This window comes from Streptomyces sp. NPDC056452 (assembly GCF_042796085.1).
GTDB lineage: Bacteria > Actinomycetota > Actinomycetes > Streptomycetales > Streptomycetaceae > Streptomyces.
Genome location: NZ_JBHTRI010000011.1, coordinates 177,613 through 203,666 on the forward strand (window position 1 = coordinate 177,613; position 26,054 = coordinate 203,666).

The following is a 26,054-nucleotide window of genomic DNA, read 5'->3' on the forward strand; positions in this document are numbered from 1 at the left end:
GGTTCGGAGGGTGAACGCTGAAGCCCCCGGCCGTATCGTCCTGCTCACCGCCAGCCACCGGGTCGCGCCCGGTCTGCTGTCCTGGCCCGCCTGGCAGACGCTGCAGGCCGCCGACGCGGTGCTCTGCGCCGAGCGGGACCATCCGCAACTGCCGTATCTGCGCGAGGCCGGAGTCATGGTCGAGCACGTCGCACCGTCGGCCGAGGAGCTCGTCGACGCCTGCGCGGGCGGACGGACCGTGGTGGTCCTCGTGGGCGGCGAGGGCAATCAGCCGCTCACCGACGGCCTGGCCCGGCTCGGCGGTTCGGGCCGGGTGCAGATGCCGGACCTGGAACTGCTGCCCGGCTCCTACGACCTGCCGGGCGCCCGGCTCCTCGACCTGGTCCAGGTCATGGACCGGATCCGGCGGGAATGCCCGTGGACCTCGCAGAAGACGCACAAGGGTCTCGCGAAGTACGCCATCGAGGAGGCGTACGAGCTGGTCGAGGCGATCGAGGACGGCGACCGCGAGGAGCTGCGCGAGGAGCTCGGGGACGTGCTGCTCCAGGTCGTCTTCCACGCCCGGATCGCGCAGGAGGACCCGGACGAGCCCTTCGCCATCGACGATGTCGCGGCCACCATCGTGGAGAAGCTGATCCACCGTCATCCGCATGTCTTCGGCGACGAGACCGCCGAGACCCCGGAGGACGTCCACGCGCACTGGCTGCGGACGAAGGCGATCGAGAAGCAGCGCGATTCGGTCACCGACGGGGTGCCGCTCGGCCAGCCCGGTCTGGCCCTGGCCGCCAAGCTGGGCAGCCGGGCCCGTACCGCCGGCCTCGATGTCGCGCTCCCGGCGGGCGACTCGGTCGGCTACCGGCTCCTCGCCCTCGCCGTACGCGCCGAGCAGGACGGCACCGATCCGGAGGCAGCCCTGCGGGCCGCCGCCCGTGCCTACCGGGACGCGATCCGGGCGGTGGAGGGGCACGGGGGCGTTCCGGATAACGTCGAGGAGTGAACGACAGCCCCGCCGACACCCCCGCGCCCGGCGAGACGCCGGACGAAGCGCCCGAACTCTTCACGTGGGAGTTCGCCACCGATCCGTACCCCGCCTACGCCTGGCTGCGCGAGCACAGCCCCGTGCACCGCACCGCGCTGCCCAGCGGCGTCGAGGCCTGGCTGGTGACCCGGTACGCGGATGCCAGGCAGGCCCTCGCCGACACCCGGCTCTCCAAGAACCCGGCGCACCACGCCGGGTCGGCGAACGCCAAGGGGAAGACGGGCATCCCGGGGGAGCGCAAGGCGGACCTGATGACGCACCTCCTGAACATCGACCCGCCGGACCACACCCGGCTGCGCCGGCTCGTCTCCAAGGCGTTCACTCCGCGCCGGGTCGCCGAGTTCGCGCCGCGCGTGCAGGAGCTGACGGACCGCCTCATCGACACGTTCATCGAGGAGGGGAAAGCGGACCTCATCCACGACTTCGCCTTCCCGCTCCCCATCTACGCGATCTGTGACCTGCTGGGGGTGCCTCCGGAGGACCAGGACGACTTCCGGGACTGGGCGGGCATGATGATCAGGCACGGCGGCGGCCCGCGCGGCGGGGTGGCCAGGTCGGTCAAGAAGATGCGCGGCTACCTCGCCGAACTCATCCACCGCAAAAGGGAGAATCCCGGCGACGACCTGATCTCGGGACTCATCCGGGCAAGTGACCACGGCGAGCACCTCACCGAGAACGAAGCCGCGGCGATGGCGTTCATCCTGCTGTTCGCGGGTTTCGAGACCACGGTCAACCTCATCGGCAACGGCACCTACGCCCTGCTGCGCAACCCGGAACAGCGCGAGCGCCTCCAGCGGTCGATCGAGGCCGGGGAGACGGAGCTGCTGGCCACGGGGATCGAGGAGTTGCTGCGGTACGACGGTCCGGTGGAGCTCGCCACCTGGCGGTACGCCACCGAACCCGTGACGCTGGGCGGACAGCGCATCGAGGCCGGGGACCCCGTTCTCGTGGTGCTGGCCGCCGCCGACCGGGACCCGGAGCGCTTCCACGATGCGGACACGCTGGATCTCGCGCGGAGTGACAATCAGCACCTCGGGTACGGGCACGGCATCCACTACTGCCTGGGTGCGCCGCTGGCCCGGCTGGAGGGCCAGGCGGCGTTGGCGACGCTGCTGCGACGCCTTCCCGACCTGCGGCTTGCTGCGGAACCTACCGATTTGCGGTGGCGGGGCGGGCTCATCATGCGCGGACTTCGCACTCTTCCCGTCGAGTTCGATCCCGGACAGCGCTCCGAAAAAAGTGACACTCTGTCAACTCTGTGACTTTCACGTGATCTCCGCTGCATCGACTTGTGACACACGTTCGAGTGCGGCTAGGTTCACCGTTCGACTCACCAGTCACACGTCAGTCACACGGAAGGCAATCCCATGGGCTCCGCGAACGGCAGACACCGTCGCCCTCGGCAGGCACCCGCCATCGTCGTCGCCGCAGGCGTCACAGGGTCGGCCATCGCCATCCCGCTGCTCGGCGCGACCGGCGCGCACGCAGCCGACGCCTCGACCTGGGACCGGGTCGCCGAGTGCGAGAGCGGTGGCATGTGGAGCGCCGACCTCGGCAACGGCTACTACGGCGGCCTGCAGCTCTCGCAGGACACCTGGTCGGCCTACGGCGGTACGGCGTTCGCGCCCCGTGCCGACCTGGCCAGCCGCTCGCAGCAGATATCCGTGGCGGAGAAGGTGCTCGACGACCAGGGGGTGACGGCGTGGGCCAGCTGCGCGGTGATCTCCGGGCTCGCGCTGGACAACACGCTCCCGGGTGTCGACCCGGGCAGTGAGCCGACCACCGAGCCGTCGGACACCGTGACCCCGTCCGACGACGCGTCGGCCACCCCCTCGTCCGATGCGTCGGACGACGCGAGCGGGAACCGGAACACGGACAACAAGGGCGGCGAAAGCGGCAAAGCCGACAAGTCGACCGGATCCGACACGGCCGCCCCTTCGACCTCTCCTTCGCCGGAGACGTCCGAGGCCTCTGACGGTTCGACGGAAGCGCCGGGCGGCAAGCACCGCGGCACGCCGGCCCCGGAGGCGAGCGCGGGTGCGGGCTCGACGGACGGGCGCGAGTCCGGCCGTCACGCTTCGCGCGGGGACGCCGACGCACGCAAGGGCGGCGACGGCACCTACACCGTCCGCGCGGGCGACAACCTCTGGGCGATCGCGGACGCGCAGGAGCTGCCCGGCGGCTGGACGGCGCTCTATGAGGCCAACAAGGACGAGCTGGGCTCCGACCCGGACCTGATCCTTCCCGGACAGAACCTCGACCTGGGTCTCGACCTGGGCGCCCAGGCGGACGAGAAGACCGCCGGAGCCGGTGCGGAAGCCGCCGCGGGCAACTGATCCAATTCGGGAAAACGCCCCATAATCGGGGGCAGTTCAGAGGCCTATGTCCACTTATGTCTAAGTGAGACATGGGTCTCTTTGCGTCAACTCACGCTGCCCGCCCGCCCGGTTCGCCGACGACGCCTCCGACCTGCGAAAACGATCCTTCGCCCGTTGCGGGTAAGGCCTGATTGTCCGTGATGTCCATCTTTGAATGTGGGGGTTGCCTATGTTTACGGTCGGAACCGCTCGCACCGCGGGCACCTTCGACCGTCACGCCGAATCCTGCCGTCGGCCGAAGGGATTCGACGCGTAAAGCGCCGTAGGCAGGAGCGGGGGACCCAGGTAAGTGCCGGACCCGGCCGTCGGAAGACGGGTGAGGACCGGCTGGGGGTGAAGTCGCTTGCCAGTGCGAGCGACCGGGCAACTCACAGGCCCGAACCCGACAGCTCACCTCGTAGGCGTCGGTGAGGAGAACCATGCTGCTTTCGAGCAAGGGCAAGCACCGTCGCCCGTCCAAGGCCGTCCGTATCGCCACCCTGGCCGGCGTCACCGGTGCCGCAGTCGCCGTTCCGCTGATGGGTGCGACCGGCGCCTCCGCCGCCTCCGTCGCCACGTGGGACGCCGTCGCGCAGTGCGAGTCCGGTGGCAACTGGTCCATCAACACCGGCAACGGCTACTACGGCGGCCTGCAGTTCTCCCAGTCCAGCTGGGCAGCCGCCGGCGGCACGCAGTTCGCCGCCCGCGCCGACCTGGCCTCCAAGGCTCAGCAGATCACCGCCGCCGAGAAGCTCCTCGACCTGCAGGGCCCGGGCGCCTGGGCCTGCGCCGGTGCCGGCGGCCTCACCAACGACGGTGTGGACCCGGGTGTCGACGCCTCCGCGACGGGCGCCGACAAGGCCGCCCAGCCGGAGCGCAAGGCCGAGCAGCCCACCACGCGCAGCGAGAAGCGCACCGCCCCCGAGGCCTCGAAGACCGTCACGACCCCGACCGGCGACAAGGTCAAGAAGGGTGACGGCGAGTACAAGGTGAAGGCCGGCGACACCCTGAGCACGATCGCCGACGCGAAGAAGGTCAAGGGCGGCTGGCAGAAGCTGTTCAAGCTCAACGACGACATCGTCGAGGACGCCGACCTGATCTTCCCGGGTCAGCAGCTCCACCTGAAGTAGTCCCGGGTCTCTCCTCCCCGAAGGCTTCGGGACCGCGTAAGGGTGTCCGGCGGCACCCCACGTGTTCCCTCCCGGCCCGGCGCACTCACCCCCGTGTGCGCCGGGCCGGGGTCGTGTCCGCGGTGCGCCGCACGGGCCCACCGCGTGCGTGATCGTTCAACTATTGTGGTTACTCGTCAGTAGATTTCTGGACCTTTGCCCGGAATGCAGGCCCTTGGGTCCTTTTTCGTCCCAGGGGACGGGCGGTCGGCCGACGCAGGGGGCCGAGCCGGTTAGGCTCGTGGCGCAAGGCCACAGTGACCCTGCACAACCAGCGTCATATCCCAGAAGGAGATGCCTCGTGCCGTCCATCGACGTCGTCGTAGCCAGGGAAATCCTCGACTCCCGGGGCAACCCCACGGTCGAGGTCGAGGTTGGCCTCGACGACGGCAGCACGGGACGTGCTGCTGTTCCGTCCGGCGCCTCCACCGGTGCGTTCGAGGCCATCGAGCTTCGCGACGGCGACCCCAACCGGTACCACGGCAAGGGTGTCGAGAAGGCCGTCCTCGCCGTCATCGAGCAGATCGGCCCGGAGCTCGTCGGTTACGACGCCACCGAGCAGCGCCTCATCGACCAGGCGATGTTCGACCTCGACGCCACCGAGAACAAGGGCTCCCTCGGCGCCAACGCCATCCTCGGCGTCTCGCTGGCCGTGGCCCACGCCGCGTCCGAGGCGTCCGACCTGCCGCTGTTCCGCTACCTCGGCGGCCCGAACGCGCACCTGCTGCCCGTTCCGATGATGAACATCCTGAACGGCGGCTCGCACGCCGACTCCAACGTGGACATCCAGGAGTTCATGATCGCGCCGATCGGCGCCGAGTCCTTCTCCGAGGCCCTTCGCTGGGGCGCGGAGATCTACCACACGCTGAAGAAGGTCCTGAAGACCAAGGGCCTGTCCACGGGTCTCGGTGACGAGGGCGGCTTCGCCCCGAACCTCGAGTCCAACCGCGCCGCCCTGGACCTGATCCTCGAAGCCGTCAAGGAAGCCGGCTACGTTCCGGGCCGCGACATCGCGCTCGCCCTCGACGTCGCCGCGTCCGAGTTCTACAAGGACGGCAAGTACGAGTTCGAGGGCAAGTCCCGCTCGGCCGCCGAGATGACCGAGTACTACGAGGAGCTCGTCTCCGCGTACCCGCTGGTCTCCATCGAGGACCCGCTGTACGAGGACGACTGGGCCGGCTGGAAGGTCATCACCGACAAGCTCGGCGGCAAGGTGCAGATCGTCGGTGACGACCTGTTCGTCACCAACCCCGAGCGCCTGGCCCGTGGCATCGAGGAGGGCTCGGCCAACGCCCTGCTCGTCAAGGTCAACCAGATCGGTTCGCTGACCGAGACCCTGGACGCCGTCGAGCTGGCCCAGCGCAACGGCTTCAAGTGCATGATGTCCCACCGCTCCGGTGAGACCGAGGACGTCACCATCGCCGACCTCGCCGTCGCCGTGAACTGCGGCCAGATCAAGACCGGCGCCCCGGCCCGCTCGGACCGTGTCGCCAAGTACAACCAGCTGCTGCGCATCGAGGAGATCCTCGACGACGCCGCGGTGTACGCGGGCCGTTCGGCGTTCCCGCGGTTCCGCTTCGAGGGCTGAGAGCCCGGCAGCAGGAGCTGAGCCCCCTTCGGGGCACCAGCCTCCGTCCGTCCCCGCACTCGGTCCCGTACCGTGTGCGGGGACGGACGTGCGTAATGGGGAGGCGAGATGGCCGGGAAGGACCGCGACCGGTTCTCCACCGCGACCAGGCTGCGGCTGCTCGGGGAGCAGACAGCGGCCCGCGTGTACCGGTCCCAGAACCGCCGCCAGGCCCGGCGCTCCCGGCTCACCGGCAGGGCCGCCTTCCTGGCCCTCATCGTCTGCTCCCTGGTCGTCGCCCTCGCGTACCCGATGCGGCAGTACATCTCCCAGCGCGACGAGATCGCCGATCAGGAGAGGCTCACGCAGGAGGCGCACCGGCGGACCGAGGAGCTGCGCGACGAGAAGGCGCGGCTCAAGGACGACGCGTACATCCGGCGACTGGCGCGCCAGCACCTCCACTACGTCATGCCCGGGGAGACCGGTTATACGGTGATCGACCCGGACGCGGCCGAGGTGCGCCGCGGCGACCCGGGTGCGACGGGCAGGCCCTGGCACTCGAACCTCTGGGACGGCGTCGACAGCGCCGACCGCGGCTGACTCCGTTCCCGTACACACAGACCGATCGATGACATTCAAGGCAGGCATGGACACGCCCCCTCCGCAGACCGAATCCACCGCGCCCACCGAGGCGGACATCGCCGCGTTCGAGCAGCAGCTCGGCCGGCCGCCGCGCGGGCTGCGCGCCATCGCGCACCGCTGCCCGTGCGGCAACCCGGACGTGGTCGAGACGCAGCCCCGTCTGGAGGACGGCACGCCGTTCCCGACGACGTTCTACCTGACCTGTCCGCGCGCGGCGTCCGCGATCGGCACGCTGGAGGCCAACGGGGTCATGAAGGAGATGACCGAGCGCCTCACGACGGACCCGGAGCTGGCCGCCGCGTACCGTGCCGCGCACGAGGACTACATCGCGCGCCGTGATGCCATCGAGGTCCTGGAGGGCTTCCCCAGCGCCGGCGGCATGCCGGACCGGGTGAAGTGCCTGCACGTGCTGGTCGGTCACTCGCTGGCGGCGGGGCCCGGGGTCAACCCGCTGGGCGACGAGGCCATCGCGATGCTGCCGCAGTGGTGGGCGAAGGGTCCGTGCGTGTCGCCGTGCGGCGACGAAGGGGCCTGACCTCCCGCATCCGCGGGGCCCGGCCCCGCACCCCGGTCCTCCAGCGCCCGGAGGGGCTCGGTCCTGCGGGCAGGTCCGGCAGGTCCGAGCCCCTCCCGCGAGGGAGGAGCGGGTCCGGGGGCCGAGCCCCCGTCACCACGACCACAGGAGCTCCCATGACCCGCGTTGCCGCCATCGACTGCGGTACCAACTCCATCCGCCTGCTCGTCGCAGACGCGGACCCGGCATCCGGCAGCTTCACCGAGCTCGACCGCCGGATGCAGATCGTGCGGCTCGGCCAGGGCGTCGACCGCACGGGGCGGCTGGCTCCGGAAGCACTGGAGCGCACCTTCGCCGCCTGCCGCGAGTACGCCGCGGTGATCAAGGAGCTCGGCGCGGAGAAGATCCGCTTCGTCGCCACCTCCGCCTCCCGCGACGCGGAGAACAGCGACGTGTTCGTCCAGGGCGTCCTGGACATCCTGGGTGTCGGGCCCGAGGTCATCAGCGGTGACCAGGAGGCGCAGCTCTCCTTCGACGGCGCCACCAAGGAGCTGACGGGCAGCGACCATCTGGAGAAGCCCTATCTCGTCGTGGACATCGGCGGCGGCTCCACCGAGTTCGTCGTCGGCGACGACGCCGTCCGCGCGGCCCGGTCCGTGGACATCGGCTGCGTCCGGATGACCGAGCGCCACCTCGTCGAGGACGGCGCGGTCGTCGACCCGCCCACGCCCGGCCGGGTCGCCGCGATCCGCTCGGACATCGACGCGGCCCTCGACCTGGCCGAGGAGACCGTGCCGCTCGCGGAGGCGGCCACACTCGTCGGCCTGGCCGGCACCGTCACCACCGTCGCCGCGATCGCGCTCGGCCTGCAGGAGTACGACTCCGAGGCGATCCACCACTCCAGGGTCTCCTTCGACCAGGTCCGGGACATCACCGGACGGCTGCTCTCCTCGACGCACGAGGAGCGCGCGGCGATCCCCGCGATGCATGCCGGACGGGTCGATGTGATCACTGCGGGAGCCCTTGTCCTGCTCGCGGTGATGGAACGGACCGGAGCCCGGGAGGTCGTCGTCAGCGAGCACGACATTCTCGATGGAATCGCCTGGTCGGCAGCGTGATCACAGCGCCGTGGGCCGATCGGTGAGATCACGCTCATGCGCACTCCGGCCTGCACCTTTGAGCCTTCCGGGGGCTCTCGGGGCCGGTTGGCGGAGGCCTTGCGCGGGGCGCCGCGACGAACTTCGTGAACTTCTTCACAAGGAATTCGGCTCCACTGGGTGAAGTTCGTGTCCCGAGGGGCCGCGCGTGCACCCCGCAGGGCCCCGGTGCGGGGCTGCGGGGAGGTTTCGGGGGTGTGGCGCGCATGTGAAGCGGGGCGGTGGTTCGGCCCGCCCGGCGGCACAAGGGCCAGCTCACAGGCGGTGAACAACGTTCGCCGGAGCGTCGTGGTTCCCCTTCGGCGCCATGACCTGGGTCACGTGGGCGGCGAAGTGTAGCAGAGGGTGGCGCATACCTTGTGAAGGGGCTCACGAGCGTGCCTCCCGAGGGGGGTGGATACTCGATGGCATGAGCACCACGGAGCGTCCCAGGATCCTCGTTGTAGGCGGTGGGTACGTAGGCCTGTACGCAGCTCGTCGCATTCTGAAGAAGATGCGGTACGGGGAGGCGACCGTCACGGTCGTCGACCCTCGCTCGTACATGACGTACCAACCCTTCCTCCCCGAAGCTGCTGCCGGCAGCATCTCGCCTCGGCATGTCGTCGTCCCGCTGCGACGCGTGCTGCCCAAGGCAGAGGTTCTCACCGGCCGTGTCACGACCATCGACCAGGACCGCAAGGTCGCCACGATCGCGCCGCTCGTCGGCGAGGCCTATGAGCTGCCCTTCGACTACCTGGTCATCGCGATGGGCGCGGTCTCCCGCACCTTCCCGATCCCCGGCCTCGCCGAGCAGGGCATCGGCATGAAGGGCATCGAGGAGTCCATCGGTCTGCGCAACCACGTCCTCGAGCAGCTGGACAAGGCTGACTCGACGACCGATGAGGACGTCCGCCGCAAGGCGCTGACGTTCGTCTTCGTGGGCGGCGGCTTCGCCGGCGCGGAGACCATCGGCGAGGTCGAGGACATGGCGCGCGACGCGGCGAAGTACTACACGAGCGTGAAGCGCGAGGACATGCGCTTCATCCTCGTCGACGCCGCCGACAAGATCCTTCCCGAGGTCGGCCCGAAGCTGGGCGCGTACGGCAAGGAGCACCTCGAGAGCCGCGGCGTGGAGATCTACCTCTCCACCTCCATGGACTCGTGCGTCGACGGCCACGTCGTGCTGAAGAACGGCCTCGAGGTCGACTCCAGCACGATCGTGTGGACGGCCGGCGTGAAGCCGAACCCGGCGCTGGCCCGCTTCGGTCTGCCGCTCGGTCCGCGTGGTCACGTCGACACCTCCGAGAAGCTCCAGGTGCAGGGCACCGACTACATCTGGGCCGCGGGCGACAACGCCCAGGTCCCGGACCTGGTCGGCCGCAAGGCCGGCAACCCGAACGCCTGGTGCCCGCCGAACGCCCAGCACGCGCTGCGCCAGTCCAAGGTCCTCGGCGACAACGTCATCTCCGGCATGCGGGGCTTCCCGCAGAAGGAGTACAGCCACGCCAACAAGGGTGCGGTCGCCGGTCTGGGCCTGCACAAGGGCGTCGCGATGATCGTCGTGGGCAAGGTGAAGATCAAGCTCAAGGGCCGTCTCGCCTGGTACATGCACCGTGGCTACCACGGCATGGCGATGCCGACCTGGAACCGTAAGATCCGGATCTTCGCCGACTGGACGCTCGCGATGTTCCTCAAGCGCGAGGTCGTCTCGCTCGGCGCCATGGAGACGCCGCGCGAGGAGTTCTACGAGGCCGCCAAGCCGCATCCCGCACCGGTCGCAGCCAAGGCCGAGGGCGAGAAGGCCAAGGCCTCCTAGTACCTGTACGTCACCGAAGGGGTCGTCCGCCATCCGTGGTGCGGACGGCCCCTTCGGCATGTCCGCAGTCCCCGTGAAGTAGATGGGATATGCAGGCATTTTGCCGTTCCGTTGCCGTGGAGCGGGATGGCATGCCCGCCCGGCGGCGTTGACGCAGGTGTACCTGACGGTGACTCCGAGGTGTCGCCGCCCGGTTCAGGCACGTCTATGCGAATTTAGGCACGTTGGGAAACACCACCACGGAGGTGTGCGCCATGGCAGACGCCGCATCGCGGCTGACCGCTCTCGCCGAAGAGTTGCTGGGAGAACCCCTGCCCGTACGGATCCGGGCCTGGGACGGCAGTGAATCCGGGCCGCCGGACGCGCCCGTGCTCATCCTGCGCCACCGCCGTGCCGTGCGCCGGCTGCTCTGGAAGCCGGGCGAACTGGGCCTGGCCCGCGCCTGGGTGGCCGGTGAGATCGACATCGAGGGCGACCTCTACGCGGCACTGAACCATCTGGCCGGACTCCTCTGGGAACGGGGCGCCGACGCGAAGGACACCGTCCATCCGGTCCGTGACCCGAAGGTCCGCGCGTTCGCCCGCGGCCTCGTCCAGCTCGCCGGACCCTGGCCGCCGCCGCCTCCGCCCGTGGAGGAGGTCCGCCGCCGTTCCGGGGCACTGCACACCAGGCGCCGCGACAAGGAGGCCATCAGCCACCACTACGACGTCGGCAATGATTTCTACGAACTGGTCCTCGGCCCGTCCATGGTCTACTCCTGCGCCTACTGGCAGGACGGCGGGACGCTCGAGGACGCCCAGCGCGACAAGCTCGACCTCGTCTGCCGCAAGCTCGCGCTGAAGGAGGGCGACCGACTGCTCGACGTGGGCTGCGGATGGGGTTCCATGGCCATCCACGCGGCCCGTGAGTACGGCGCCGGGGTCACCGGGATCACCCTCTCCACCGAACAGGCTGCCTTCGCCCGCAAGCGCATCGCCGAGGAGGGCCTCACCGACCGGATCGAGATCCGGGTCCAGGACTACCGGGACGTCAGGGACGGTCCGTACGACGCCATCTCGTCGATCGGTATGGCCGAGCACGTCGGCTCGGTCCGCTACCGCGAGTACGCCGAAGACCTCTACGCACTCCTCAGGCCCGGCGGCCGGCTGCTCAACCACCAGATCGCCCGCCGCCCCGAGAAGGACGAGTCCGCCTACCACGTGGACGAGTTCATCGACGCGTACGTCTTCCCCGACGGGGAGCTCGCCCCGGTGGGCCGCACCGTCGCCACCCTGGAGGAGGCAGGCTTCGAGGTCCGTGACGTCGAAGCGATCCGCGAGCACTACGCACTGACCCTGCGCCAGTGGGTCGCCAACCTGGAGAAGCACTGGAAGCAGGCGGTACGGGTCACCTCGCCCGGACGTGCCAGGGTCTGGCGGCTCTACATGGCGGCCTCCGCGCTCTCCTTCGAGCACAACAGGATAGGCGTCAACCAGGTCCTCGCTGTGCGTCCGCAGGAGGGCGGTCCCGCGGGCATGCCGCTGCGGGCCCGCGAGTGGACCGCGTCGGGCTGACGGCCCGCGGGACGGACGAAAGGGGCCGGTATCCGTGTGTGGATACCGGCCCCTCCGTGTGGTGTGGCTACTCCGTCTTGATGGCCGTCAGCATGTTCAGCTTCGCGGCGCTGCGGGCCGGCCAGAGCGAGGCCAGGACGCCCACCAGAGCGGCGAGCACCAGGAAGATCCCGATCCGGTCCCAGGGCAGGACCAGTGCGTAGCCCGGGATGCTGCTCCGGATGGACTCGCCGATGGCCCAGCCGAGGAACGAGCCGAGGCCGATGCCGATCAACGCGCCGAAGACGGAGATGACCACGGCCTCCAGCCGGACCATCCGCTTCACCCGGCGCCGGTCGAGACCGATCGCGCGCAGCATGCCGATCTCGTGCTGCCGTTCGAAGACGGACATCGCGAGCGTGTTGACGACGCCGAGGACGGCGATGATGAGCGCCATCGCGAGCAGGCCGTACAGGATGTTCAGCATCAGGTTGATCGTGCCGCCGAACTCGTCGCGGATGTCCTGCTGGTCCATCACGCTGATGGCAGGGTTCTCGCCGAGTGCGCCGAGCACGGCCTTCTCGTTGGCCTCGGTCGGGCCGCCGTCCATCTTCACGAAGATCTGCGGGATGTACGGCCTCACCTCGTGCGGGTTGACGACCGACGTGGAGACGAGGACGGGAGAGAGGAACTCGCTGTCCTTGAAGACGGCTCCGACCGTCAGGGTGCCCTTCTTCTTGTCGTCGAAGGTGACGGGCAGGCTGTCGCCGACCTTCCAGCCCCTGGTCTTGCCCGTCTTCTCGGCGACGGCGATCTGCCCCTTGGCGAGCGAGCCGATGCTGCCGCTGACGACCTCGACGTTCAGGACCTTCTCGATGGCGCCGGGAGTCACCGCGGAGGCCGAGGCGAACTTGCCGTCGATGTCGAGGTAGGAGGACTGCTGCGGCGAGACCGCGACGGCACCCGGGGCCTTCTCCAGGGCGGTCAGCGCGGACTGGTCCAGGTCGCCGCCGCTCGCCATCGAGACCATGTAGTCGGCCTTGATGTTGTCCGTGGTCATCTTGTCGAGTGCCGCGCCGACCGTGACACCGAGCACCGACAGGCCGGTGACGAGGGTCAGGCCGATCGCCAGCGCCGAGGCGGTGGCGCCGGTGCGGCGCGGGTTGCGGACCGCGTTCTGTCCCGCCAGCTTGCCGGAGACGCCGAAGGGGCCGACGAGCAGCGGGCGGATGAGCGCGATGACGGGCCGGGACAGCAGTGGGATCAGGACGATGATGCCGATCAGCGCGAAGAACGCGCCGGCTGCGATGAGGACCCGGCCCTCGTCGCCGCCGCGGTCGGCGCCCGCCACGATGCCCACGGCACCGATCGCGGTGATGACCGCGCCGATGGAGTTCCGCACCACCAGCGACTTGGTGGTGGCCACCGCGTGGACGCTGCTCATCGCGGCCACGGGCGGGATCTTCGCGGCCCTGCGGCCGGGCAGCCAGGCCGCGAACATCGTGATCAGCACGCCGACGCCGAGTGCGGCGAGCACCGGTGTCGCCGACAGCACCAGCGGCCCCCCGGGCACCTTCATGCCGAACGCGGCCATCCCCGAGCGCAGTCCGACCGCCAGAGCGATACCGAGGGCGAAACCGATCACGGAGGCGATCACGCCGACGATCCCGGCCTCGACGAGCACCGAGCGGGTGATCTGCCTGCGCGAGGCGCCGACGGCGCGCATCAGCGCGAGCTCCTTGGTGCGCTGGGCGACCAGCATCGAGAAGGTGTTGGAGATCAGGAAGACACCGACGAAGAGCGCGATGCCGGCGAAGCCCAGCAGTACCTGCTTGAGGGCGCCGAGGCCTTGCTCGATGTCCTTCGCCTGCTGGTCGGCGAGCGCCTGGCCGGTTTGCGCCTCGGCGCCCTCCGGCAGCAGCGGCTGGACCGCGTCGAGGATCTTCGCGTCGTCGGCGCCCGGGGCGGCGGTGACGGTGAGCTCCTGGTAGTAGCCCCGCTTCAGGTACTGCTCCTGGGCCGTAGCCGTCTCGAAGAGCACGAGGCTGCCGCCCGCGTTCACCTCGCCGTCGTCGGTGGTGAAGACGCCGCTGAGGGTGAACTCCTTGACCGGCCCGTTGGTCGCGACCCGGACCCGGTCGCCGACTTCGTAGTTGCCCTTGGCCGCGGTGCCCTTGTCCAGTGCGATCTGACCGGCACTCAGCGGGCCCGAGCCGTCGGTGAAGACGTAGGCGGCGTCCTTGCCGTCCTTGCCGGGGGCGAAGTTGGAGCCCTTGGGGCTGCCGAACGTGCCGTCGATGAGCTTGCCTTCGGGGTCGGCGACCCCGGCGAAGCCGTCAACGCGGCCGTGCACGGCGGTGACGCCGTCCAGCCCGGCGATCTTGTCGAGGGTCTCCTGCGAGAGGCCGGGCTCCTTCTCCGCCGCGTTCGGGTCGGCGTACGAGGTGACGGCGACCGCGACGTCGTCGTAGCTCTTCGCGGACTGGCTGCGGAAGGCGTTGGAGAGGGTGTCGGCGAAGACCAGGGTGCCGGAGACGAAGGCGACGCCGAGCATGACGGCGAGCACGGTCATCAGCAGCCTGGCCTTGTGCGCGAGCACGTTGCGCAAGGCGGTACGGAGCATGGTGTTGTGTCCTGGGATGAGGGTCGGGAGGAGGGGACGGGCAGCCGGCTACCAGCGGGTCAGCTGGTGCGGCCCTTCGCGTCGAACGCCTTCATCCGGTCGAGGACCCCGTCCGCGGTGGGGTGCATCATCTGGTCGACGATCGCGCCGTCCGCGAGGAAGATCACGCGGTCCGCGTAGGAGGCGGCCACCGGGTCGTGGGTCACCATCACCACGGTCTGGCCGAGTTCGCGCACCGAGTTGCGCAGGAAGCCGAGCACCTCGGCGCCGGAGCGGGAGTCGAGGTTTCCGGTCGGCTCGTCACCGAAGATGATCGCCGGCTGGGAGGCCAGGGCGCGGGCGACGGCGACGCGCTGCTGCTGGCCCCCGGAGAGCTCGGTCGGGCGGTGCTTCAGCCGGTCGGAGAGGCCCACCATGTCGATGACCTTCTGCAGCCAGGCGGCGTCCGGCTTCCGGCCGGCGATGTCCATCGGCAGGGTGATGTTCTCCAGCGCGGACAGCGTCGGCAGGAGGTTGAAGGCCTGGAAGATGAAACCGATCTTGTCCCGGCGCAGCTGCGTCAGCTGCTTGTCCTTCAGCGATCCGAGCTCGGTGTCGCCGATGCGCACGGATCCGCTGCTGAAGCTGTCCAGGCCGGCCACGCAGTGCATGAGGGTGGACTTGCCGGAGCCCGACGGGCCCATGATCGCGGTGAACTCGCCCTGCGGGAAGTCCACGGTCACCCGGTCCAGGGCGACCACCTGGGTCTCACCCTGGCCGTAGACCTTCGACAGCTCCGTGGCGCGGGCGGCGACCGCGGTGGTGCGGTGAACGGTGGTGGTGGTCACAGGGGTACTCCTGGTTCGGGCGACGATGCGGCGGGGTTCGCGGGACCCCTTCATCGTCGCCGCCGAATCGCGTCCGGACGTCAGCCCCCGTACCGGTTCCTGGGGCCCTCTTGAGTCGCATCGGCGGGACCGCGGCGTACTCCTCGGGTATGACACCGACCCTGACGGCGTCCGTCCTCAGCGGGGCGGAGGACCGGCGGCTCGGGACGGCGCGGTCGGTCAGCGGTGTGGCGCGGTCGGTCAGCGGGGCGGCGCGGTCGATCCCCGCGGTACCAGACGGGCCGTGGAATCCTCGAATCCGGGTGCCGAGCCCTCCGCCACCATCGCCAGCAGGGTGCGCGCCGCATGGGTGCCGTACGCAGGGATGTCGCGGCTCAGCGCGGTCAGCGGCGGCCGGACGACCCGGGACAGCTGGGAGTCGTCCCAGGCGACGAGCGAGAGGTCGGCGGGCACGTCGAGCCCCATCTCCTGGGCGACGGAGAGCCCGGCGACGGCCATGATGTCGTTGTCGTAGATGACGGCGGTGGGTCGCCCCGGCGAGCTGATCAGCCGCCGCGTCGCGTGGGCGCCCTCCTCGCCGGAGTAGTCGGTGTGCACCACCACCGGTTCGTCCAGGCCCAGTTCCGCGGAGATCTCGTGCTGGGCCCGGTCGCGCATCCGGGTGTGGATCAGGTCGGGCAGCCCGGCGACCCGGGCGATGCTGCGATGGCCGAGCGCGCTCAGATACGTGAGGGTGTCCCGCAGTGCCGCCGAGTCGTCCGACCACACGGGGGTGAGGCGGCCTGCGGCCGAGGGGTGGCCGATCACCACGGCCGGCATGCCCAGCTCGGCGACGCCCTCGATGCGCGGGTCCGGGGAGCGCACGTCGGCGATGAACACCCCGTCCACCCGGCCCTCGCCCCACCAGCGCCGGTACATCTCCAGTTCCTGCACGGGGTCGGTGACGACCTGGAGGAGCAGGGCGCAGCCGCGGGTGGCCAGCTCGGTCTCGATGCCGCTGATCAGCTCCATGAAGAACGGCTCGACGCCGAGCATCCTGGCCGGCCGGGACAGGGCGAGGCCGACGGTGTCCGCCCGTGCGTGGGTCAGCGCGCGGGCCGCGCTGTTGGGCCGCCAGCCGATCTCCTGGGCGATGGCCTTGATGGAGGCACGGGTCGCGGGGGAGACCCCGGGGCGGTCGTTCAGTGCGTAGGACACCGCGACCTTCGAGACCCCGGCCCGGCGCGCGATGTCGGCGATCGTGGGGCGGTGCTTGGACATGCGACCTCGCTTAACCGGTTCGTGTTCAGGGGCCATCCTAACTACAGCTCCCTGACCTGTGTCTTCCTCTTCCCGGTCCGGACCCCCTCGCAATCATCCGAAAAAACTGGATTGGGAGCGCTCCCGCACCCTTGACACGGCCTTGGTGCGCCCATACCTTCGCGGCACTTACCCGGTTCAGTAACTCCGCTCGGCAGGGACGGCGGGGAAAAGGAGGGGCTATGGGTACGCGTACCCGGGTGCGGATCACCGTCGCACTCGCCGTGTTCGGACTCGCTGCGACCGCGTGCACGGGGGGCGGTTCGTCGTCGGGAGGCTCCACCGGGCCCGCCGGCAAGGGCGGCGCTCTGCCGCGCAACGAGACGCTGTACACGACCGGCACCCAGTGGGGGCCGCCGGCCAACTACAACCCGCTGCGCAACTGGGACCACGCGACCGGCACCAAGGGCCTGGTCTACGAGACGCTGTTCCACTTCGACCCCAACGAGGGCAAGCTGACGCCCTGGCTCGCGGAGTCGGGCAGCTGGACCGGTGACAAGACGTACGACGTGAAGCTGCGGCAGGGCATCACCTGGGCCGACGGCAAGCCGCTGACCGCCAAGGACGTGGCGTACTCCTACGGCCTCGGCAAGATCGAGGCCTCCGCCTTCCACTCGCTGTGGAGCTGGCTCTCCGACGCGAAGGCCGTGGACGCGACGACCGTCCGTTTCACCTTCAAGGAGGCCCGCTACCAGGAGTGGGACTTCACCCTCTACGGCCAGCCGATCGTCCCCGAGCACGTCTGGAGCTCGCGCACCGACGAGGACATCCTCAACGGAGTCAACGACAAGCCGGTCGGCACGGGCGCGTACAAGCTCAAGAGCAAGTCCCAGGACCGGGTCGTGTGGGAGCGGCGCGAGGACTGGTGGGGCACCAAGGCGCTGAGCATGACGCCCGCGCCCCGCTACATCGTCGACGTCTCCAACCCGAGCAACGAAGTGGTCATCGGCCAGCTGGGCCAGGGCCAGCTGGACCTCAGCAACAACTTCCTGCCCGGTGCCTCCTCGCTGATCAAGAGCAAGAAGGTCGTGTCGTACTACGACAAGGCGCCGTACATGCTCTCGGCCAACACCGCCTGGCTGGTGCCCAACACCACCAAGAAGCCGATGGACGACGCCGCCTTCCGCAGGGCACTCGCCGCGTCCGTCGACACCGGGAAGATCGTCAAGGGTGTGTACGGGGACCTGGTCAAGCCCGCCAGCCCGACCGGTCTCCTGCCGCAGTGGGAGCAGTTCGAGGACAAGGCCCTCATCGCGGAGAAGGGCTTCACGCACGACGTCGCCGCGGCGAAGAAGGAGCTCGCCGACGCCGGCTACAAGGACAAGAACGGTGACGGCTTCGTCGAGAACAAGGACGGCTCCGCCCTCAGCCTGAAGCTGGCCGTCCCCTCCGGCTGGACCGACTGGATGGAGGCGGCCAAGGTCATCGCCACCGGCGCCAAGGACGCGGGCATCAAGATCAGCACGGAGTTCCCCGACCAGAACGCGCTCAACGAGCAGCGCGGCAAGGGCGACTTCGACCTCGTCATCAACAACGAGCGTCAGCTGTCCAGCACCCCGTGGACGTACTACGACTACATCTTCCAGATGCCCATCCAGAAGCAGCAGAACACGGTGAATTTCGGGCGGTACGAGAACCCGGAGGCCTGGAAGCTGGTGCAGGAGCTGGGCGGGGTCAAGACCGATGACGTCGCGGGCATGAAGACCGCCATCTCCGAGATCCAGGACATCCAGCTCACCGAGATGCCCATCATCCCGCTCTGGTACAACGGCCTCTGGTCGCAGTCCACCAGCGGAACCTGGAAGAACTGGCCGTCGGACGCCGCCGGAGCCCCCAAGACCGCACCGGCCCTCTGGCGCAACTGGCTGGAGCTGGGCGGCTTCGAGACGCTCACCCAGCTCAAGCCCGCCAAGTGACACGGCAGTTCTGACTCGATGACCGCCCCGCCGTGCGCACGCCCACCTGACAGGTGAACGCACGGCGGGGCTCTCCACCAGGGGAGCACCCTTGCGCCGCTACTTCGCACGCAAACTTCTTGTCTACGCACTGACCTTCGTCGTCGCCGTCACCGTCAACTGGATGATCCCGCGCTTCATGCCCGGTGACCCGGTGGCGGCCATGGTGGCCCGCGCCCGCGTCTCGCAGCCCGAGGCCGCCGAGGCGATGCGCACGTACTACAACAACCTGTTCGGCTTCGACGAGCCGCTGTGGCAGCAGTACCTGCACTTCTGGGGAGCCCTGCTCCAGGGCGACTTCGGCATCTCGATCTGGGTCTTCCCCACGCCCGTCGGCGACGTCCTGCTCGACGCGCTCCCGTACACCCTCGCCCTGATGATCCCGTCGGTGCTGCTCAGCTGGTTCGTCGGCAACTGGATCGGCGCGCTCTCCGCCCGCCGCAAGGTCCTCGACAACACGGTGCTGCCGGCCGGCTACCTGCTCACCGCGATGCCGTACATGTGGATCGCCGTCATCCTTGCCTGGGCGCTCGGCGCGAAGGCCGGCTGGTTCCCCCTGTCGGGCGGCTACAGCCTGGACATCCAGCCCGGCTGGAACGCCGACTTCGTACTGGACGCGCTGCACCACTGGGTGCTGCCGTTCCTCTCGCTCTTCCTCGTCGCGCTCGGCGGCTGGGCCATCGGCATGCGCAACATGATCATCTACGAGCTGGAGTCCGACTACTCCTCCTATCTGGCGGCCCTCGGCGCACCGCAGCGCCTCATCCGCCGCTACGCCTTCCGCAACGCCGTGCTGCCCCAGGTCACCGGCCTCGCCCTCCAACTGGGCGTGCTGGTCGCCGGAGCACTCGTCACCGAGATCGTCTTCGCCTATCCGGGGCTCGGCTCACTGATCCTCGCCTCCATCCAGAACCAGGACTTCTTCCTGCTCCAGGGGGCGTTCCTGTTCATCGTCATCGGCGTACTCATCGCCAACTTCCTCATCGACATCGTGTACGTCGTCGTCGATCCCCGCACCCGTACGGGCATGGCAGGAGGCACCTCATGAGCACACTGCCCGAGCCGGCACCCGTACCCGACACGGCCGGCGCCCCCGCGGCCGGGCCCGGCCGCGAGTCGCTGCACTACGCGGTGCGCAACCCCAAGCTGATCATCGGCTTCGTCCTCGTCGTCATCCTGCTCGCGGTCGGTGTGCTCGGCCCGATGCTGCTCGACAACGGCAACCCCAACGAATACGTCGGCCCGCAGGCCGCGCCGCCCGACGGCACGTACTGGATGGGCACCACCACCTTCGGCCAGGACGTGTACGCGCAGTTCGTGCACGGACTGCGCGCCACCTTCCTGGTGGGCGTGGTCGGCGGCGGGATAGCCGCCGTCATCGCCATGGTCGTCGGCTTCCTGGCCGGTTACCGGGGCGGCCTCGTCGACGAGGTCCTCAACATGCTCACCAACGTCGTCCTGGTGATCCCCGCCCTCGCGGTCCTGCTGATCATCAACGCGTACCTGGGGGTGCGCAGCGTCGCCGTGCAGGGCCTGTTCATCGGCCTCACCTCGTGGCCCTGGGCGGCCCGCGCGATCCGGGCGCAGACGTTCTCGCTGCGCACCCGGGAGTTCGTGGACCTCGCCCGGCTCAGCGGGAGCGGCACCTGGCGGATCGTCTTCCGCGAGATCGCGCCCAACATGAGCTCGTACCTCTTCATGATGTTCATCCTGCTCTTCGGCGGGTCCATCCTCATCGCCTCCTCACTGGACTTCATCGGGCTCGGCCCGACCGAGGGCGTCTCGCTCGGCCTGATGCTGCAGAGCGCCCAGCAGTGGAGTGCGCTCCAACTCGGCATGTGGTGGTGGTTCATTCCGCCGGGCGCCGGGATCACCGCGATCGTCGGCGCGCTCTACGTCGCCAACGTCGGCCTCGACGAGGTCTTCAACCCGAAGCTGAGGGAGTCGTGAGCACATGACCCTGACCGTCAACGACCTGCGGGTCCACTACCGCACGCTGCGTGGCGAGGTCCGGGCCCTGGACGGTGTCAGTTTCGACCTGGCGGACGGCGAGATCCTGGGCCTGGCGGGCGAGTCGGGCTGCGGAAAGACCACCCTCGGCAAGTCCCTGATCCGGCTCGACGGCCGGATGCGGCACGTGGGCGGCACCGTCACCCTGGACGGCGACGAACTGCCGCTGTCCGACGACCGCGCGATGAACGCCTACCGCTTCCACAAGGTCTCGCTCGTCCCCCAGTACTCGATGAGCGCGCTCAACCCGACCCGCCGCATCGGCCGCATGATCCGCGAGCTCCTCGCCTCGCGCGGCGTCAGCGTCGACACCGGCGAACTGCACCGCCGGCTGGCCCTCGTGGGCCTGGAACCCGACGTCCTGGACCGCTACCCGATCGAGCTCTCCGGAGGCATGAAGCAGCGCGCCGTCATGGTGATCTCCACGCTCCTGGACCCCTCGGTCCTGATAGCCGACGAGGTCACCTCGGCGCTGGACGTCTCCAACCAGCAGGCCGTCGTCGGTGCCCTGACCGGACTCCGCGACAAGGGCCTGGTCACCAGCATGATCTTCGTGACCCACGACCTCGGGCTGACCTCGCACATCGCCGACTCGATCATGGTGATGTACGCGGGCAAGCTCGCCGAGAAGGCGCCCACGAAGGCCCTGACGACCGAGCCCCGCCACCCGTACACCAAGATGCTGATCGGCTCGCTGCCCCAGGTGGGCGCCCGGTACAAGGACAAGCCGCTCAGTGGCATCGAGGGGTCGCCGCCCTCCCTGCTGAACCCGCCGGCCGGCTGCCGCTTCCGCGACCGCTGCCCGCTCGCCGACAGTCGGTGCGAGCAGGAGCCGCCCGTCGTCGAGATAGCTCCCCGCCACACCGTCGCATGCTGGAAGGCGGCCTGATGCTGACCCTCGACCGTGTCACCAAGACCTTCCGGGCCGGTGCCTTCGGCGGCGGTTCCGTCACCGCCGTCGACCGGGTGTCCTTCGAAGCGGCACCCGGTGAGCTCGTCTCCCTCATCGGCGAGAGCGGCAGCGGCAAGTCCACCATCGGCCGGATGGTCCTCGGCCTCACCCGGGCCAGCGGCGGCAGCCTCACCCTGGACGGCGAACAGGTCAGGCCCGGCAAGGACTTCTACCGCCGCGTCCAGGGCGTCTTCCAGGACCCCTTCAGCTGCTACAACCCGGTCTTCAAGGCCGACCGCGTCTTCGCGCTCGTCCGCCGCTCCTACCACCCGGGCCTCTCGGACAAGGAGTGGGCCGACCGCGTCGAGAGCGCGGTGCGCGACGTACGCCTGGACCCGGGACAGGTCCTCGGCCGCTACCCGCACCAGCTCAGCGGCGGCCAGCTGCAGCGCCTGCTCATCGCCCGCGCCCTCCTGCTGGACCTGCGCTTCCTGGTCGCCGACGAGATCACCAGCATGCTCGACGCCTCCACCCGCATCGACGTGCTCAACCTCCTCGCCGGCCTCAAGGAACGCGGCCTCGGCGTCCTCTACATCACCCACGACCTCTCGCTCGGCACCTACCTCGCCGAGAAGACCGTGGTGCTCCGCAGCGGCCGTGTCGTCGAACGCGGCGACACGCAGAAGGTCTTCGGCAACCCCCTGCACCCCTACACCCGCACCCTCCTGGCCGCCGTGCCCCGCCTCAACCAGCCCTGGACGGCCGCTGTCCCCGTGGAGGCCTGCGCCTACCACGAGGGCCGGGCCGCCGCGCCCGGCGACGACCTGTACGAGACCGAACCGGGCCACTTCGTCGCCTGCGCCGGGCTCCCCGACTGCGGAAGGACCCTCACGTGACCCTGCGCCGCCTGCCCCTGCACGAAGGCTGGACGCTTCATGCCGACGGCCCCGTGCCCGTGGGGCTCCCCGCAGGAGGCGTTCCGGCGGCCGTCCCCGGCTGCGTCCACACCGACCTGCTGGCCGCCGGACTGATCGACGACCCCTATCTGGACGACAACGAGACCCGGCTGGGCTGGATCGGCCGCACCGACTGGACGTACCGCACCACCTTCGACTGGTCCGCCGACGGGCACACGTTCACCGATCTGTGCTTCGACGGCCTCGACACCGTCGCCACCGTCCTGGTCAACGGCACCGAGGCCGGCAGCACCGCCAACCAGCACCGCAGCTACCGCTTCCCCGTCCGGCCGCTGCTGCGCGAGGGCGCCAACACCCTCGACGTGCGCTTCACCGCCCCGTACACCTACGCCGAGGCGCTGCGCGACAAGCTCGGCGACCGGCCGGGCGCGTACACGGAGCCCTACGCCTTCATCCGCAAGATGGCCTGCAACTTCGGCTGGGACTGGGGGCCGACCCTGGTCACCTCCGGCATCTGGCGCCCGGTCGCGCTGGAGTCCTGGACGGGCCCGCGCATCGCCGGCGTGAAGGTCCTGGCCGACCTGGACGGCGACGGGGTGCCGCGTCTGGCACTCACCCTCGACGTCGACCGGGCCGGGGACGGGCCGCTGGAGGCGTCGGTGGAGGTGGCCGGCGAACGGGCCGTGCTCACCGTCGCCGCGGGAGAGGACCGCGCGGCCGTCACCCTGCCCGTCCCCGGGGCCGGTCGCTGGTGGCCGCACAGCCACGGCGAGCAGCCGCTGTACGACGTCACCGTCCGCCTCGGCGACCACGCCTGGACCGGCAGGACCGGCTTCCGGGGCGTGACCCTGGAGCGCGAGGCGTTCGGCCTCTTCGTCAACGACGAGCCCGTCTTCGTACGCGGGGTGAACTGGATCCCCGACGACTGCTTCCCGGCCCGCGTCACCCGGCAGCGGATCTCCGACCGCTTCGACCAGGCGATCGCCGCGGGCGTCAACCTCGTCCGGGTCTGGGGCGGCGGCCTCTACGAGAGCGACGACTTCTACGAGCTGGCCGACGAGAAGGGGCTGCTGGTCTGGCAGGACTTCCCGTTCGCCTGCGCCGCCTACCCCGAGGAGCAGCCGCTGTACGACGAGGTGGCCGCCGAGGTCCGCGAGAACCTCGTACGGCTCGCCCCGCACCCCTCCCTGGTCCTGTGGTGCGGCAACAACGAGAACCTGGAGGGCCACGCCGACTGGGGCTGGCAGGAGAAACTCCAGGGCCGGACCTGGGGCCACGGCTACTACCACGAGCTGCTGCCCGCCCTGTGCGCCGAGACCGACCCCACCCGCCCGTACTGGCCGGGGTCGCCCTACTCGGGCTCCCCGGATCTCCCCCCGAACGACCCCGCCCTGGGCACGGTCCACCTCTGGGAGGTCTGGAACCGTGTCGACTACCGCCACTACGCCGACACGGCCCACCGCTTCGTCGCCGAGTTCGGCTTCCAGGGACCGCCCGCGTACGCCACCCTGCGCCGGGCCGTCAGCGGCCCGCTCGCCCCGGACGCCCCGCTGCTCGCCCACCACCAGAAGGCGGAGGACGGCGACGCGAAGCTGCTGCGCGGCCTGGGCGACCACCTCCCGCAGCCGTCCGGCTTCGACGACTGGCACTGGCTCACGCAGCTGAACCAGGCCCGGGCCGTCGCCTTCGGCATCAGGCACTTCCGCTCGCACACCCCGTACTGCACGGGCTCGATCGTGTGGCAGCTCAACGACTGCTGGCCGGTCGTGTCCTGGGCCGCCGTGGACGGCGACGGCCGCCGCAAGCCGCTCTGGTACGCGCTGCGCACGGTGTACGCGGACCGTCTGCTGGCCGTACGGGACGGCGCCCTGCATCTGGTCAACGACTCGGCCCGTGTCTGGGAGGGGAACCTGCGGCTGACCCGGCACGGACTGGACGGGGCGGTCCTGGCCGAGGAGGAGATCGCGGTGAGCACGGCCGCGCGCGGCGTCACCCGCGTCGTCCTCCCGCCGTCCGTCGCCGTGCCGGTGGACAGCGCCCGCGAGGCGCTGGTGGCGCGGCTGGGCGAGGTGAGGGCGGTGGAGTTCTACGAGGAGGACACCCGGGTCGCGCTGCCGCCGGCACGGTACGACGTGTCGGTCACACAGGGTGACGAGTCGGGCATCGGTTACCGGGTCACGGTGACCGCTCGGACGCTCCTGCGGGACCTCGCGCTCTTCCCCGACCGGCTGGATCCGGCGGCCGAGGTGGACGACATGCTCGTCACCCTGCTGCCCGGCGAGAGCGCGGTGTTCCATGTCACCGGCGCGGTGCTGAAGGACCCGGAGGCACTGGGATCCGCGCCGGTTCTGAGGTGCGTCAATGACGCCGTCGCCCCCTGAGGTGGCGATGCCCTGGCGATCGGTGGCGCGGCCGTGGCTGCTCGGCCGTTGGGGTGCGGCGAGTTTCCGTCATTCCGGTTTGCGGGGCTTCGCTCCCGTTACCCCGTCCGGGCATGTGCTGATGCTGTACGCGCCGTCTGACGCACCCTCAAACGGTCAATAAAATAAGACAACATCGAGCCGCTGTTCCGCTGTTCGAGGGAGGCCCCCGGATAGGGTCTTGTGCCAACGCGGAGCCGCGCGCCCACGCCCGGGTGGTGGAATGCAGACACGGCGAGCTTAAACCTCGCTGCCTCCTCGGGGGCGTGCCGGTTCGAGTCCGGCTCCGGGCACCACCGCACGGTCGGTGGGGCCCGATCGGGCGCAGAGTACTTCAGTGGTCAACTTCTCTCAAAGATCCTCCTCTGGCACTAGGGTCATTGTTTTGCCTACCCATTACTCTTGTGGCAAGGCCACGCAGGGTGGCCATGGAGGAGTGAAATGAGGAGCAGCAACCCGGTCTTCTCGCGACGGGGCTTCAGCCGCGACAACGGCTATGCGGGCTTCAACGCGGCACCGCAGGCCGGGGCCCCCGCAGCGGGTGCCAACCCGTACGCGCAGGGCGCCGCCGCGAACCCGTACGCCACGAACCCCTACGCCCAGCCGGACACCCAGTACGGCGCCCCGCAGGCGCCCGCGCGCTCCGGCGCGATGACGATCGACGACGTCGTCACGCGCACGGCGATGACGCTGGGCACCGTGGTGCTCACCGCCGCGCTCTCCTGGGCCCTTCTGCCGGTCGACGAGGCCAACCTGGGCAAGTCCTACGGCATCGCCATCGGCGCAGCCCTGGTGGCGTTCGTCCTGGCGATGGTCCAGTCCTTCAAGCGCAAGCCGTCCCCGGCGCTGATCCTCGCGTACGCGGCCTTCGAGGGTGTCTTCCTCGGAGTGATCTCCAGCGCGGTCAGCACCTACATCAGCCCCGGCACGGTGATGCAGGCGGTGATGGGCACCATGTGTGTCTTCGCCGGTGTCCTCATCGCGTACAAGATGCGCTGGATCCGCGTCACCCGCCGCTTCTACGGCTTCGTGATGGCAGCGGCCGTGGGCTTCGTGCTCCTGATGATGGTCAACCTGCTGTTCTCCGTGTTCGGCGGCGGTGACGGCCTGGGCTTCCGCAGCGGCGGCCTCGGCATCCTCTTCGGAGTCATCGGCATCATCCTCGGCGCGTGCTTCCTGGCTCTGGACTTCAAGCAGGTCGAGGACGGCGTCAACTTCGGAGCCCCGCGCGAGGAGTCCTGGCTGGCGGCCTTCGGCCTCACCCTGACCCTGGTGTGGATCTACCTGGAGATGCTGCGTCTGCTCTCCATCCTCAACGGGGACGACTGACCCGCGGGGA

20 protein-coding genes, 1 tRNA gene and 1 riboswitch are annotated in these 26,054 nt (G+C 69.8%); of the genes, 18 read left to right on the forward strand and 3 right to left on the reverse strand.

The features are described from left to right. Positions 1-10: 10 nt before the first annotated feature. From ACFQ6X_RS13890 to ACFQ6X_RS13935, 10 genes are all read left to right on the forward strand, one after another. Positions 11-997, forward strand: a complete 987-nt coding sequence (locus ACFQ6X_RS13890) for a nucleoside triphosphate pyrophosphohydrolase (RefSeq protein ID WP_383180760.1) — start codon at positions 11-13, stop codon at positions 995-997. Further along, positions 994-2,301: a cytochrome P450 gene (locus ACFQ6X_RS13895; RefSeq protein WP_383180762.1), complete on the forward strand. Its 1,308-nt coding sequence runs from the start codon at positions 994-996 to the stop codon at positions 2,299-2,301. The genes ACFQ6X_RS13890 and ACFQ6X_RS13895 overlap by 4 nt, the downstream gene beginning before the upstream one ends. 105 nt (positions 2,302-2,406) lie before the next feature. Further along, a complete protein-coding gene (locus ACFQ6X_RS13900) occupies positions 2,407-3,375 on the forward strand; it encodes a transglycosylase family protein (protein ID WP_383180765.1) in 969 nt (322 codons plus the stop codon). A 290-nt stretch (positions 3,376-3,665) separates the two neighbouring features. Beyond that, a riboswitch (cyclic di-AMP (ydaO/yuaA leader) is annotated at positions 3,666-3,836 on the forward strand. Further along, on the forward strand, positions 3,837-4,526 hold the full coding sequence (locus ACFQ6X_RS13905) for a transglycosylase family protein (protein WP_383180768.1): 690 nt from the start codon (positions 3,837-3,839) through the stop codon (positions 4,524-4,526). Between the two features lie 340 nt (positions 4,527-4,866). Continuing rightward, a complete protein-coding gene (eno, locus tag ACFQ6X_RS13910; protein WP_329210260.1) occupies positions 4,867-6,153 on the forward strand; it encodes a phosphopyruvate hydratase in 1,287 nt (428 codons plus the stop codon). A gap of 108 nt (positions 6,154-6,261) precedes the next feature. Beyond that, entirely contained in the window at positions 6,262-6,732 is a 471-nt protein-coding gene (locus tag ACFQ6X_RS13915; protein WP_383180771.1) for a septum formation initiator family protein, read from the forward strand. Positions 6,733-6,778: 46 nt separating this feature from the next. Then, the gene (locus ACFQ6X_RS13920; RefSeq protein ID WP_329215289.1) at positions 6,779-7,309 is read left to right on the forward strand and encodes a DUF501 domain-containing protein; all 531 of its coding nucleotides are present in this window, start codon (positions 6,779-6,781) and stop codon (positions 7,307-7,309) included. Between the two features lie 155 nt (positions 7,310-7,464). After that, positions 7,465-8,406 (forward strand): exopolyphosphatase, encoded by a 942-nt coding sequence (locus ACFQ6X_RS13925; RefSeq protein ID WP_383180774.1) that lies wholly within the window; start codon positions 7,465-7,467, stop codon positions 8,404-8,406. Between the two features lie 448 nt (positions 8,407-8,854). Next, positions 8,855-10,240, forward strand: a complete 1,386-nt coding sequence (locus ACFQ6X_RS13930) for an NAD(P)/FAD-dependent oxidoreductase (protein ID WP_329210266.1) — start codon at positions 8,855-8,857, stop codon at positions 10,238-10,240. A gap of 254 nt (positions 10,241-10,494) precedes the next feature. Further along, positions 10,495-11,793, forward strand: a complete 1,299-nt coding sequence (locus tag ACFQ6X_RS13935) for a class I SAM-dependent methyltransferase (RefSeq protein WP_383180777.1) — start codon at positions 10,495-10,497, stop codon at positions 11,791-11,793. Positions 11,794-11,860: 67 nt separating this feature from the next. On the opposite strand, the gene ACFQ6X_RS13940 is transcribed toward ACFQ6X_RS13935, so the two are convergent. From ACFQ6X_RS13940 to ACFQ6X_RS13950, 3 genes are all read right to left on the reverse strand, one after another. Beyond that, complete coding sequence (locus ACFQ6X_RS13940; RefSeq protein WP_383180780.1) at positions 11,861-14,395, reverse strand: ABC transporter permease; 2,535 nt, start codon at positions 14,393-14,395, stop codon at positions 11,861-11,863. 59 nt (positions 14,396-14,454) lie between these two features. Next, a complete protein-coding gene (locus ACFQ6X_RS13945) occupies positions 14,455-15,276 on the reverse strand; it encodes an ABC transporter ATP-binding protein (protein ID WP_383180783.1) in 822 nt (273 codons plus the stop codon). Positions 15,277-15,462: 186 nt separating this feature from the next. Further along, entirely contained in the window at positions 15,463-16,482 is a 1,020-nt protein-coding gene (locus ACFQ6X_RS13950; protein ID WP_383180786.1) for a LacI family DNA-binding transcriptional regulator, read from the reverse strand. Positions 16,483-16,703: 221 nt separating this feature from the next. Here ACFQ6X_RS13950 and ACFQ6X_RS13955 point away from each other — a divergent pair, with 221 nt between their 5' ends. The 8 genes from ACFQ6X_RS13955 (at position 16,704) to ACFQ6X_RS13990 (ending at position 26,044) form a co-directional block, all read left to right on the forward strand. Beyond that, the gene (locus ACFQ6X_RS13955; protein WP_383180788.1) at positions 16,704-18,437 is read left to right on the forward strand and encodes an ABC transporter substrate-binding protein; all 1,734 of its coding nucleotides are present in this window, start codon (positions 16,704-16,706) and stop codon (positions 18,435-18,437) included. A gap of 91 nt (positions 18,438-18,528) precedes the next feature. Continuing rightward, positions 18,529-19,524 carry an ABC transporter permease gene (locus tag ACFQ6X_RS13960; RefSeq protein WP_329210276.1) on the forward strand — a complete coding sequence of 332 codons (996 nt, stop codon included), beginning with the start codon at positions 18,529-18,531 and terminating at the stop codon, positions 19,522-19,524. Next, a complete protein-coding gene (locus ACFQ6X_RS13965; protein ID WP_383180793.1) occupies positions 19,521-20,426 on the forward strand; it encodes an ABC transporter permease in 906 nt (301 codons plus the stop codon). Before ACFQ6X_RS13960 ends, ACFQ6X_RS13965 begins: the two co-directional genes overlap by 4 nt. Before the next feature lie 4 nt (positions 20,427-20,430). Continuing rightward, positions 20,431-21,375 carry an ABC transporter ATP-binding protein gene (locus tag ACFQ6X_RS13970; protein ID WP_383180796.1) on the forward strand — a complete coding sequence of 315 codons (945 nt, stop codon included), beginning with the start codon at positions 20,431-20,433 and terminating at the stop codon, positions 21,373-21,375. Continuing rightward, positions 21,375-22,274 carry an ATP-binding cassette domain-containing protein gene (locus ACFQ6X_RS13975; protein WP_383180799.1) on the forward strand — a complete coding sequence of 300 codons (900 nt, stop codon included), beginning with the start codon at positions 21,375-21,377 and terminating at the stop codon, positions 22,272-22,274. Before ACFQ6X_RS13970 ends, ACFQ6X_RS13975 begins: the two co-directional genes overlap by 1 nt. Beyond that, complete coding sequence (locus tag ACFQ6X_RS13980) at positions 22,271-24,676, forward strand: glycoside hydrolase family 2 protein (RefSeq protein ID WP_383180802.1); 2,406 nt, start codon at positions 22,271-22,273, stop codon at positions 24,674-24,676. The genes ACFQ6X_RS13975 and ACFQ6X_RS13980 overlap by 4 nt, the downstream gene beginning before the upstream one ends. Positions 24,677-24,924: 248 nt before the next feature. Then, positions 24,925-25,011 (forward strand) — tRNA-Leu (locus ACFQ6X_RS13985). Positions 25,012-25,156: 145 nt separating this feature from the next. Further along, complete coding sequence (locus ACFQ6X_RS13990) at positions 25,157-26,044, forward strand: Bax inhibitor-1/YccA family protein (protein WP_383180805.1); 888 nt, start codon at positions 25,157-25,159, stop codon at positions 26,042-26,044. Positions 26,045-26,054: the final 10 nt, after the last annotated feature.